The organism is Microvirga tunisiensis, assembly GCF_009296175.1.
Classification (GTDB): domain Bacteria; phylum Pseudomonadota; class Alphaproteobacteria; order Rhizobiales; family Beijerinckiaceae; genus Microvirga; species Microvirga tunisiensis.
In genome coordinates, this window is the sequence record NZ_VOSK01000257.1 from 1 (window position 1) to 9,158 (window position 9,158).

10 protein-coding genes and 1 pseudogene are annotated in these 9,158 nt (G+C 64.9%); 7 read left to right on the top strand and 4 right to left on the bottom strand.

Annotation, left to right across the window (positions count from 1 at the left end; all coding sequences use genetic code 11):
• The first annotated feature begins 606 nt into the window (after positions 1-606).
• Both FS320_RS32525 and FS320_RS48630 read left to right on the top strand, forming a co-directional pair.
• Complete coding sequence (locus FS320_RS32525; RefSeq protein ID WP_152716572.1) at positions 607-2,214, top strand: DUF1254 domain-containing protein; 1,608 nt, start codon at positions 607-609, stop codon at positions 2,212-2,214.
• A 366-nt stretch (positions 2,215-2,580) separates the two neighbouring features.
• Positions 2,581-2,739, top strand: a pseudogene (locus tag FS320_RS48630) (arsenical-resistance protein); the annotation flags it as partial.
• Positions 2,740-2,754: 15 nt separating this feature from the next.
• Here FS320_RS48630 and FS320_RS32535 read toward each other — a convergent pair.
• Positions 2,755-3,153, bottom strand: coding sequence for a response regulator (locus FS320_RS32535; RefSeq protein ID WP_244627539.1), 399 nt, complete (start codon positions 3,151-3,153; stop codon positions 2,755-2,757).
• The gene (locus FS320_RS48635; protein WP_244627540.1) at positions 3,134-3,331 is read right to left on the bottom strand and encodes a hypothetical protein; all 198 of its coding nucleotides are present in this window, start codon (positions 3,329-3,331) and stop codon (positions 3,134-3,136) included. Before FS320_RS48635 ends, FS320_RS32535 begins: the two co-directional genes overlap by 20 nt.
• Positions 3,332-3,528: 197 nt before the next feature.
• On the opposite strand from FS320_RS48635, the gene FS320_RS32540 reads away from it, so the two are divergent.
• From FS320_RS32540 to FS320_RS32555, 4 genes are read left to right on the top strand one after another with little or no spacing between them, the layout of a single operon-like run.
• Positions 3,529-3,846: an ArsR/SmtB family transcription factor gene (locus FS320_RS32540; protein ID WP_152716566.1), complete on the top strand. Its 318-nt coding sequence runs from the start codon at positions 3,529-3,531 to the stop codon at positions 3,844-3,846.
• Between the two features lie 53 nt (positions 3,847-3,899).
• Positions 3,900-4,154 (top strand): DUF1127 domain-containing protein, encoded by a 255-nt coding sequence (locus FS320_RS32545; protein WP_152716567.1) that lies wholly within the window; start codon positions 3,900-3,902, stop codon positions 4,152-4,154.
• A 15-nt stretch (positions 4,155-4,169) separates the two neighbouring features.
• On the top strand, positions 4,170-5,600 hold the full coding sequence (locus FS320_RS32550; RefSeq protein ID WP_152716568.1) for an NAD(P)-binding domain-containing protein: 1,431 nt from the start codon (positions 4,170-4,172) through the stop codon (positions 5,598-5,600).
• Positions 5,601-5,651: 51 nt separating this feature from the next.
• Complete coding sequence (locus FS320_RS32555; protein WP_152716573.1) at positions 5,652-6,842, top strand: MFS transporter; 1,191 nt, start codon at positions 5,652-5,654, stop codon at positions 6,840-6,842.
• A 3-nt stretch (positions 6,843-6,845) separates the two neighbouring features.
• Here the strand turns inward: FS320_RS32555 and FS320_RS32560 are convergent, their stop codons facing one another.
• Complete coding sequence (locus tag FS320_RS32560; protein WP_152716569.1) at positions 6,846-7,604, bottom strand: oxygen-binding di-iron domain-containing protein; 759 nt, start codon at positions 7,602-7,604, stop codon at positions 6,846-6,848.
• 145 nt (positions 7,605-7,749) lie between these two features.
• On the opposite strand from FS320_RS32560, the gene FS320_RS32565 reads away from it, so the two are divergent.
• Entirely contained in the window at positions 7,750-8,331 is a 582-nt protein-coding gene (locus tag FS320_RS32565; RefSeq protein WP_152716570.1) for a TetR/AcrR family transcriptional regulator, read from the top strand.
• Positions 8,332-8,554: 223 nt separating this feature from the next.
• Here the strand turns inward: FS320_RS32565 and FS320_RS32570 are convergent, their stop codons facing one another.
• The gene (locus FS320_RS32570) at positions 8,555-8,827 is read right to left on the bottom strand and encodes a hypothetical protein (protein ID WP_152716571.1); all 273 of its coding nucleotides are present in this window, start codon (positions 8,825-8,827) and stop codon (positions 8,555-8,557) included.
• Between the last annotated feature and the right edge of the window lie 331 nt (positions 8,828-9,158).

A 9,158-nucleotide genomic window follows, 5' to 3' on the forward strand; every position in this document is an offset into this window, starting at 1 on the left:
CTTCTTCCTGAAAATCAAGCACTTCAGACGCATCGCCACGCGCTACGAACAGACCCCACGGGCGTTTATGTCAATCCTTTGCCTCGTCAGCGCGTTCATCTGGACCAAATGAATGTCAACGCGCTCTAGGAAAGAACCATGAAATAGGTTCCCGGTGGGCCGCCGTAAAGTCGGTGCAAGGCACTCCTGCGCGTTTTGCGACCCTTTCCTGCCCGGGTCCAAATGGCTTTGGCCAGCCGGAAGGCGCAGCCATCAGCCCGATAGCCCAACACTCCAAGGTTTGCATGGGGTCAGGGATGATCGTTAAGCGTGGCCCTATAGAGCCGGGACGGGAGCAACAGCCCTTGCGGTCGTCCACATCGGTCATGTGGATGTCCCGCGCGGTCAAGCAAGCTCGGATGGCTGGTTTACGTTGCGTGCCGACAGGAAGGTCCTGATCGTGTCCGCCAGCACGTCAGCGTGGCAGCGAACATTCTCTCAAGGACGGATGCCATGGCTGATGCAGACTTGGTCAAGCGGAACTGGATCGCTGGCGTACTCGGTCGGGGAACTTCCATCGGAACACGCCCATCAGACCGAAATCAACGGAGGCGACCGATGAAGCCAATGCGACTTCTGGCGGCAACCGCGGTCTGCGCCGCTCTAGTTTTACCCCGCCCGGCCGCCGCCCAGACGGCGCCTGCCATCCCGCCCTCGGTCACCACGCCGGACAAGGTCGAGACCCGCATCGGCACGCTCGATTTCAAAGATGGGGCGCCGAGCAAGGCGACCCTGGACAAGGTCTATGACGGCCTCGATTTCGCGCATGCGCAGCGCGCATTTGCCGACACCCTCCAGGGCGTCAGCCTCCACGCGATCCACAAGGGCTTGCAGAGCGTCGGTGTCAAGGACAACGAGGCCATCATCTTCTCCGAGTTGATGGACGCCAAGTCGCTGTGGCTGACCACCAATGCCGATACAATCTACGCCGTCGGCGCGCTCGATCTCACCAAGGGTCCCATGGTGCTGGAGACCGCGCCGGGATTTCTCGGCGCCGTCCAGGATTATTGGTTCCGCTGGATCATCGATGTCGGCCTGCCGGGACCCGATCGCGGCGAGGGCGGGAAGTACCTGATCGTGCCGCCGGGCTACACCGGTCCGCTGCCGAACGGTGGTTTCTCCGTCGCCCGCTCCCGGACGAATGTCGCCCTCTGGTTCGCGCGCTCGTTCCTGGCCGACCACAAGGATCCCAAGCCGGTGGCCGACACCATCCGGAAGTTCACCAAGGTCTACCCCTACGAGGCCGGCGGCCTCGGCACACCCATCGCCGAGTTCCTGGAAGGCAAGGCCCCGCTCGGGCGCATTGTCCAGCCGACGCCGCTCGTGTTCCACGAGGCCAGCGGCAAGGTGATGAACACCCTTCCGCCGAACGACTTCAGCTACTTCGAGAGGCTCAACGAGATCGTGCAGCAGGAGCCGGCCACATCGCTCGATCCCGAGCTGATGGGGCCGATTGCCGCCATCGGCATCGTCAAGGGCAAGCCGTTCGCCCCCGACGAGCGCATGAAGACGATCCTGACCGAAGCCGTGGCGCAGGCCAACGCGATCTCGCGCAGCTTGTTCATGCATCCGCGCGATCCGAGCTGGTTCTACTACCCCGGCTCGGCCTGGATGAACCCGCTCTTCGTGTCCGGCTATGAGTTCGAGACGCCGATCCCGATGATTACACCTGAGGGCGCCAAGCCCTTCCCGGCAACGGGCTACCGGCAACTGGATGCGCGCCGATGGTACTTTTATGGCGTCACCGGCATTACGCCCGCCATGGCCATGCGTGTGACGGGCATCGGCTCGCAGTATCTCTTCGCCACGCTCGATGCCGACAAGCAGTACTTCGACGGCGGCAAGACCTACAAGGTGACGCTGCCCAAGGACATTCCGGAGGCGAACTTCTGGTCGTTGACGCTCTACGACAACCAGACGCGATCGATGCTCGACACGCCGCAGCGCTTCCCGCGTGCCGGCAACCAGAGCTATCCCTCGCCCGCCACCGAGCCGAATGCCGACGGCTCCACGACAATCCATCTCGGCCCCACCCAGCCAGCCGGCATCGCGCGGGGCAACTGGATCCAGACCATGCCCGGCAAAGGCTGGTTCGCGATCCTGCGCCTGTACAGCCCGCGCGAGCCGTTCTTCACGAAGGAATGGCGCCCGGGCGAGATCGAAATGGTGCTCTAAGTCCGCAACGGGCGCCATCAACAGGAGCTGGAAACCTGCGAAGGTCGGAACGATGAAGTGCTTCCGAACCGATGGCCGCGAGGGACTGTTCCGAGGCATTGGGACAGTCCCTTGAAGGTCTCCTTCGGGTCGAGCCTGTGTCAAAACGCGAACAGGCCGCTCCGTAGAGCAATTTAATTTCCTATAAGCCCCGACAGACCGAGAAATCTCCGGTACAGAAGCGTGAACTTGTACAAATAGTTCGTCGAGATCAGGGCGGTCTGAGTTTTGACACACCCTCGGTCAAAATGTAATGTTGAGCAGACCAAATGAAGGTCCGCTCACGCCGCCAATGCAGAAATCGGATAAGGTCAACGCCAGATCCTGTTCAACTCCGGCGCGGCGCTGGCGATCGTCGTCGGTGTCTTGATCGAGGTGCCCGTGACGCCGTCCGTGGTCCAGGTCGTGAACCGCAGCCAAGGCTGGTACGAGCGCGGAGCCGGGCGTGCGGTATCGTCCGGACGGAGGGTGACGGCCGGGGAGTGAACATCCCCGACCCTATTAGGTCACAAGCGGCTCGGGCTGGCGAACGGCCCGCTCCGCCTCGACCAGCAAGTCAAGGCCGCGCCATGGCTTCGGCATGAAGGTGACGCAGTCCGGCAAGTCGTCGGATGCAGCGTCCGGATCGCCCGACGTGAGCACGATGCGGATCGCAGGCCAGAGGGTGCAAGCCGCCTTGGCGAGCTGGACCCCGTCCATCTCCCCGGGCAGCCGAACGTCGGCGAACATCATCGCGACCTCGCCCCCCTGGTCCTTGAGGTAGGCCAAGGCCGCCTCGGCGCTGTCGACCTCCACCACGTCCAGCTCGGTCTCCTCCAGCAGAGCGCCCGCGAGTTCCCTGACATAGGGCTCGTCCTCGACGATCAGTGCGACGTGCGGTTCAGGATGCAGGGCGTTCATGGTCGGCTTTCCCGATTTCCATCTGCCGGAGGATGGCGACGAGCGGGTCTGGCACCGGGGCATCGAGCACGTCCCTGTACGTCTCGGCGAAAGCCCGTGCGATCATGAAGGTGGCGACATCTGGATGGAGATCGTTGACGTGGGGCAGGCGCACGTCGCCTGAGGCATCGTGGGGCATCGGCACTCTCCTTGGATACTTGTCCCGCAAACCCGTCGCGCGGCGTGTGCCGTCTGGGCCGATATACGTTAGGGGGAGAAACACCTGGACTCGCGACGGGTTTCAGCGTGGCGGCAAAACGGATCGGCCGGAGCATTATTTCGATAAATCCAGAAATAACGCTTGACGGACGATCCAGACACCCGCATCTTATTTCTATGAACGTCGAACAAGCAGCCAAGCAACTCGAAGCGCTCGGGAACACCACCCGGCTCCAGGTCTACCGCACGCTGGTGCGCGCGGGCGAAGCGGGCCTGCCGGTCGGGCAGATCCAGGAGCGCCTCGGCATTCCGGGGTCAACGCTCTCGCATCACCTCCAGCGGCTCCTGCTGACGGGATTGGTGACACAGGAACGGCAGGCCACGACCCTGATCTGTCGGGCCAACTACCCGGCGATGAACGGCCTCATCGGCTTCCTGGCCGACGAGTGCTGCGCCGACGTCGGATGCGGAACCCAGGCGGAGAACGCCGCCTGATTTATTTTTGTCCGCTATTTCCATACTACCGGAAATATGAAAAGGAGAAACAGATGCCCGGCTTCCTTCCCTTCGTCCTCCATCTCGCCCGCGCGGTGCGGAACCGTCGGCACGTCGTCGCCCTCGGCGAGCTGGACGACCATCTCCTGCACGACATCGGCCTCGAGCGGGCGGATGTCCACGCCATCCTGGCCCAGCCCCGCCACCGCGATCCCTCGCGGATGCTCAAGATCCTGTGCTGCCACGGACGCGTCTTCATCGAGCGCGTGCGCGACGGCTTCGCCCCTCGCCCCGCCTCTTGCTGCTGACCAAGGAGCCCTTCCATGACCTCGTCTGATGTCCTCCCCGTAGCCGTCATCGACGGAGGCCCTGTCGGTCTTGCAGCCGCCGCTCACCTGATCCAGCGCGGCCTTCCCGTGAAGGTCTACGAAGCCGGCTCGACCGTCGGCGCCAACGTCCGCGACTGGGGCCATGTTCGCCTGTTCTCGCCGTGGGAGTACAACACCGACACGGCGGCCCGCGTGCTGCTTCAGTCCCATGGCTGGCAGGAGCCGCTTGGCAAGGCGATGCCGACGGGATCGGACCTGTATGAGGCTTACCTCAAGCCGCTCGCCGAGACGTCCGAGATGGCGGCTGTGATCGAGACCGGCGCTGCCGTGAAGGCGATCACCCGCCAGGGCGCTGACAAGGTGCTCAGCCGGGGGCGCGAGACCAAGCCGTTCGTGCTCGCCGTCTCCACCGGCAACGGATCGATCCGGCGCGACCTGGCCCGGGCGGTGATCGATGCCTCAGGGACGTGGACGGCACCGAATCCCCTCGGCGCGGGCGGAACCCTGGCCGAGGGCGAGGCCGAGACCGCGGCGAACATCGCCTACGGCATCCCGGACGTGCTCCGGCGCGACCGCGCTGCCTACGTGGGCAGGACAACCCTCGTCGTGGGGGCTGGGCACTCGGCCGCCAACGTCCTCCTCGACCTTGCGAAGCTGGCGGAGCGGAAGCCCGCGACATCCATCGTGTGGGCGACCCGCGGCGAGAACCTGATGCGGGTCTACGGCGGCGGCCGCGCCGACCAGCTCCCGGCCCGCGGGGAGCTCGGCTCCAGACTCAAGGCTCTCGTCGACAGCGGGCAAGTCACGCTGGTTGCCGGGTTCTCCGTGGTCCGCGTGCGGACCGCCGGCGGGCAGGTCATGGTTGAGGGCGAGGCGGCAAGCGGCATCCGCGAGATCAGCCCCGTCGACCGGATCGTGGTGTCAACGGGACAGCGCCCGGACCTCAACCTGACCCGCGAGCTGCGGCTCGACCTCGACCCGTGGCTGGAAAGCGCGAAGGCCCTCGGCCCTCTGATCGACCCGAACCTGCACTCGTGCGGATCGGTACCGCCGCACGGCCACCGCGAGCTCGCCCATCCCGAGCCTGGCTTCTACACGGTCGGGATCAAGAGCTACGGCCGTGCCCCGACCTTCCTGATGCTGACGGGCTACGAGCAGGTCCGCTCAGTCGTGGCGGCCATCGCCGGCGACCTCGCGGCGGCGGACGACATCCATCTCGTCCTGCCGGAGACGGGCGTGTGCTCGACCAACCTTCCCGTCGACGGTGCGCCTGCATCATCAGGCTGCTGCGGCGGTCCCGCTCCGGCCAAGGCCGATGCCTGCTGCGTCGCGGACGCCGTGGCCAAGGCCGAGGGCCAATCCGGCTGCGGATGCGGCCCGGCGAAGGTGCCGGAGAAGGTTGCGGAACCCGCTGGCTGCTGCTGAGATCCGCCCGTGTCGAATCCGGTGAGTGAGTCCCTGGCGAACGATCCTGCCATGCCGAAGCCAAGCCCGGGGGTGGTCATCACCGCCCTCGGGATCACGCAGATCCTCGCCTGGGGATCGTCCTTCTACCTGCCCGCCGTGCTCGCGAAACCGATCGCCGCAGACACGGGATGGTCGCTCGGCTGGGTCGTGGGCGGCCTGTCCGTCGGCCTGCTCGCGGCCGGACTGGTCGCGCCGCGGATCGGGCGTACGATCGACATCAAGGGCGGACGCCCTGTCCTCGTCGCCAGCTCGATCCTGCTCGCCGCCGGGCTCGCGACCCTCGCGCTGGCCCACAGCCTTCCCGTCTACCTGATGGCTTGGCTCGTGATGGGCCTCGGCATGGGGTCGGGTCTCTACGACGCGGGCTTCGCCACGCTGGGCCGCCTGTACGGCAGGGATGCCCGGCGTGCGATCACCACGTTGACCCTGTGGGGCGGTTTCGCCAGCACGGTCTGCTGGCCACTCAGCGCCTGGCTGGTCGAGCATTTCGGCTGGCGCGGCGCCTGCGCGACCTATGCCGCGATCCATGTCCTCGTCTCGCTTCCGCTGCACGCCTTCGTCGTACCCGGCATCGGGCCGGTTCCAAGCGGCGGTAGGTTCCCCGGCGCGAAGCCCGGGCTGCCGTCACCAGCCCCTCTGACCGGAGCCACGCGAACCCGCGCGTTCGCCCTCCTCGCCACGATTCTCACGCTCGGGGCCGTGACGGCCTCGATGATCGGGGTACACCTGCTCACCTTTCTCCAGGCACACGGCCTCGGAGTCGCGGCAGCGGTGGCCCTCGGCGCGCTGGTCGGTCCCTCCCAGGTTGGCGCCCGCGTCATCGAGATGACCTTCGGCCGCCATTACCACCCGATCTGGACCATGGCGGCCTCTGTCGCCCTGGTCGCGTGCGGGGTCCTGCTTCTCCTCGTCGGCTTCCCGATCCTCGCGGTCGCCCTTGCGCTGTACGGCGCGGGGAACGGCATCGGCTCGATCGCGAAGGGCACCCTGCCCCTCGCCCTGTTCGGCCCTGACGGGTATGCCTCGCTCATGGGTCGGCTGGCGATGCCCAGCTTGCTCGCCCAGGCGCTCTCGCCCTCGCTGGGCGCGATCCTGATCGAGTGGAGCGGTCCCGGCGCCGCGCTCGGCTTCCTCACGGGGATGACCTGCCTGAACATCGCTCTCGTGGGGCTGTTGTGGGTGACCGCCCGAAAGGACTGACGCTCAAGCCGACATCTCGGCCATCGCGTCCCGCAGGCGCTTGTCGTAGGCACTGGCCAAATCATTCAGTGCAGCGACGGTATCGCCGACATACGAGGAGCCGTGCATCAAGGCCAGGGTGCGCGGGGTCAAATCGGCCAGCCGGCGCACCGTCGGCGCGATGCTCGGGCCGAGGCTCGTGTCGTAGAAGAGGCTCGTGTCGTAGAATATGTCCTCGGACGCAAGCGCCGGGCCGACGATGTCGTTCTCTGTGATCGCCGGGCCATTACCCAGATGCGTGAAGAGATCGCCACAGAACAGCGTCCGGCTGGTCTCCTCGTAGATCACCCCGGCATCCCAGCCGTGCGGCACATGCGGGGTGTCGATGTAGCGGATCCGCTTGCCGCCGATGTCGATCACCTCGCCGTTCGACAGCACCCGCGGCGGGCGATCGGCCATGTCGTTCAACGACACAAGGCAGCCTGTCATTCCGTGTGCGACCTGCGCCTGCGGGGCGACGGCCAGCCATTCGTTCATCGCTCCGCACTCATCGGCCTCATAGTGGCCGAACGTGATCCAGCGCAGGTTCCCGACCGGCATGATCCGGGACACGGCATCGGACACGAGCGGGAACATCTTCCGCAACCCGGTGTGGAACAGGAGCGGCTCGTCGCCCAGGACGAGGAACTGGTTGAAGGTGAAGCCCGCAGGCGGGGCGATCTCCGGCACGAAGATCGAGATCCGATAGATGCCGTCGGCGATTTCGCTGATGTTGGGTCCCATGACTTTCTCCACGCGATCATCTTGGTGGGCACCACCGGCCGGACTGGGCGACGGTGGACAGCAGTCACATTTGAATATACACTACTGTGCAGTGAAAATGACATTTGGTCAATATGGCGGCACAGTGCTGTGTGCCGAAACACACATGACCCGGACCTACACCCTCAAGAAGCGCGCGGAGCAGCAGGCCGAGACCCGGCAGCGGATCGTCGAAGCCGCCGTCGACCTGCACGGCAGCATCGGTCCGGCACTCACGTCGCTCAGCATGGTGGCCGAGCGGGCCGGCGTTCAGCGGCATACGCTCTACGCCCACTTTCCCGATGAGCTCAGTCTGTACCTGGCGTGCTCGGGACTGACGCTGGAGCGCGATCCCCTGCCCGACGCAGCAGCTTGGCAGGGCATCGAGGATGGGGGCGAGCGACTCCGGGTCGGCCTTCTTGCCATTTACGGTTGGTATGAGCGCAACGCCGACCTGGCCGCATGCGTGTTGCGCGATGCCGAATACCATTCGCTGACGAAAGAGATCGTCGAGTTGCGGATTGGACCGTCGATGGCGGCCTATCAGGATGTGCTCGGCACAGAGCTAAGCAAGACCCAGCACGCGATGTTGCGGCTGGCCCTCAACTTCTTCACGTGGCGGGCCCTGGTGCGCGAGAGTGGCCTGGGACAGGCGGCGGCCGTAGGGGCCATGATCCAGGCGATCGGTTGCACCACGGAATCATCGTGAGCCCCGGTGGCGAGATCAGATGGCCTCCCCAACGTCCGGATGCCAGGTCTGAAGCAAGTTCGACTCAGGCTCTGAGAGTCCGCAGTGGGTCAACCAGCGACGTACAGCGGATGCAATTGAACGTCCGCTCATGATGCAAATGCGGAAATCGAGCAAACATCCGCCTCGAACCGGATCTTGCTGAAACTCCTCAATGGCGATCCTGAGGAGCCTGGCACAGCCGTTAGCGTACGTGTATATCCCGCCCGCTGCTTCTGATCGCCCGCTTTGGGTATGTCTTGCGTGAGGTCTTTGGCACTTTGGCCTTCTCGGACCGGCAGAAATCGATCGCGGCCTCCACGAAGGCTTGACGGGCTTCGGAGTGCCTGCTCACGGCCTTGATCCAGGGTTTGTCCGCAATGAGTGTCACGAGGCGTTCCGGCATCAGACGATGCTTCTCCTCCTCCGCAGCCACCATCCGCTCATACGCACTCAGCAGTTTTGATGGATTGGCCATGAACACTCCAATAGCGACAACCGACAGACAGGGCATTCGTCCCAACGCGCAGTTTGTTCTTACCGCAGATCAGTCTAGCGAACGTTAAGCTTGAACAGAGTTCTCGAGCAGGGATCCCATGTTGATCCGATCAATGGTCATTGACGGAGGCCACCTGAAGCCGCGAGCCATACCGTGAAGGATGCGGCTCCTCTGTCGCAGCTAGTCATCGGGGCAGTTTGGGGGACGGTGGGCCTTAGGCTGACCGGATGACGAGGTCGGCAAGGGGCGGAATTCTCGGCTGATCCCCATTCAGGCCGAGCCGGTCGCCAAGATAGTCGAAGAACGACAG

Excerpts from the sequence above, each read along its gene's own strand:
- FS320_RS32525 (WP_152716572.1), top strand. The coding sequence starts at position 607 with ATGCGACTTCTGGCGGCAACCGCGGTCTGCGCCGCTCTAGTTTTACCC.
- FS320_RS32535 (WP_244627539.1), bottom strand. The coding sequence starts at position 3,153 with ATGAACGCCCTGCATCCTGAACCGCACGTCGCACTGATCGTCGAGGAC.
- FS320_RS48635 (WP_244627540.1), bottom strand. The coding sequence starts at position 3,331 with ATGCCCCACGATGCCTCAGGCGACGTGCGCCTGCCCCACGTCAACGAT.
- FS320_RS32540 (WP_152716566.1), top strand. The coding sequence starts at position 3,529 with ATGAACGTCGAACAAGCAGCCAAGCAACTCGAAGCGCTCGGGAACACC.
- FS320_RS32545 (WP_152716567.1), top strand. The coding sequence starts at position 3,900 with ATGCCCGGCTTCCTTCCCTTCGTCCTCCATCTCGCCCGCGCGGTGCGG.
- FS320_RS32550 (WP_152716568.1), top strand. The coding sequence starts at position 4,170 with ATGACCTCGTCTGATGTCCTCCCCGTAGCCGTCATCGACGGAGGCCCT.
- FS320_RS32555 (WP_152716573.1), top strand. The coding sequence starts at position 5,652 with ATGCCGAAGCCAAGCCCGGGGGTGGTCATCACCGCCCTCGGGATCACG.
- FS320_RS32560 (WP_152716569.1), bottom strand. The coding sequence starts at position 7,604 with ATGGGACCCAACATCAGCGAAATCGCCGACGGCATCTATCGGATCTCG.
- FS320_RS32565 (WP_152716570.1), top strand. The coding sequence starts at position 7,750 with ATGACCCGGACCTACACCCTCAAGAAGCGCGCGGAGCAGCAGGCCGAG.
- FS320_RS32570 (WP_152716571.1), bottom strand. The coding sequence starts at position 8,827 with ATGGCCAATCCATCAAAACTGCTGAGTGCGTATGAGCGGATGGTGGCT.